Origin of the sequence: Falsigemmobacter intermedius (assembly GCF_004054105.1) — a bacterium.
Classification (GTDB): domain Bacteria; phylum Pseudomonadota; class Alphaproteobacteria; order Rhodobacterales; family Rhodobacteraceae; genus Wagnerdoeblera; species Wagnerdoeblera intermedia.
Genome location: NZ_SBLC01000144.1, coordinates 1 through 1,211, shown reverse-complemented (window position 1 = coordinate 1,211; position 1,211 = coordinate 1). Strand labels below are relative to the sequence as shown.

General features: G+C 61.6%; 1 protein-coding gene and 1 pseudogene. Both read left to right on the top strand.

The features are described from left to right. Positions 1-864 (top strand): ACR3 family arsenite efflux transporter (gene arsB, locus EP867_RS19660; protein WP_128491098.1); only part of this gene is annotated, 864 nt, incomplete at its 5' end. Next, positions 861-1,157: pseudogene (locus EP867_RS19655) on the top strand (NAD(P)H-dependent oxidoreductase); the annotation flags it as partial. The gene arsB and the pseudogene EP867_RS19655, both read left to right, overlap by 4 nt. Positions 1,158-1,211: the final 54 nt, after the last annotated feature.

Here is a 1,211-nt window from a genome sequence, read left to right as displayed (position 1 = left end):
GAGGCGCTGCCACAGGTGTTCACCGACAAGCGTGTGCTGCTGCTGTCGCTGGTGCAAAACTGGTTCATCGGGCCGGTGCTGATGTTTGTCTTGGCGGTAATCTTCCTGCGCGATCACTCGGAATATATGACCGGCCTAATCCTGATCGGCCTTGCCCGCTGCATTGCGATGGTGCTGGTTTGGAACCAGCTCGCTCGCGGCGACAATCAATATGTTGCGGGGCTGGTGGCTTTTAACTCGATTTTCCAGATCCTGTTCTTTTCGACCTATGCGTGGCTGTTCCTGACCGTGCTGCCGCCCCTGTTCGGGCTGCAGGCAAGTGTGATTGACGTGGGCTTCTGGACGGTGACCGAGGCTGTTCTGATCTATCTCGGGCTGCCCTTCCTTGCCGGCTACGTGACGCGCCGTGTCCTGATCGCCCGCAAAGGCGAGGTCTGGTATCAAGGCATCTTCCTGCCGAAAATCAGCCCGCTGACGCTGATGGCGCTGCTGTTTACCATCGTGGCCATGTTCAGCCTTAAGGGCGGTGACGTGATGCGCCTGCCGCTGGATGCCCTGCGGATTGCGGTGCCGCTGGTGGTCTACTTCATCGTCCAGTTCATCGTGAGCTTCATGATGGGACGCTGGATCGCGAGGGATTATCCGCGCACCACGGCGATCGCCTTTACGGCGGCGGGCAACAACTTCGAGCTGGCGATTGCTGTTGCCATCGCGGCCTATGGCCTCGCATCGCCCGTAGCCTTCGCCGCCGTCATCGGCCCTCTGGTCGAGGTTCCGGTTCTTATCCTGCTCGTCAGTGTAGCCCTGCGACTTGGCCGCCGCTGGTTCCCTTGCGAGGCCGCGCTCAAAGAGGTTCGCACATGATCCCCGACCTTCCGAACCTCTCGCCCGAGGCGGTTCAACTGCCTCAGATCGATGGGCCGGCCCCTCGCATCCTTTTGCTTTACGGCTCGCTGCGCGAACGCTCCTACAGCCGCTTCGCCACGCTGGAGGCCGAGCGCCTTCTTCGCCACTTCGGCTGCGACACGCGAGTGTTTCATGCAGGCGGCCTGCCACTGCCGGACGATACCGAGGCCTCTCACCCCAAGGTGCAGGAACTGCGCAATCTGTGCCTGTGGTCCGAAGGGCAGGTCTGGACCAGCCCCGAGAGAGGTGGTCGCACGAATTCGGACCAGGAGCTAAGCTTTAGCGCCTGAGGAGGAACCGGTCCG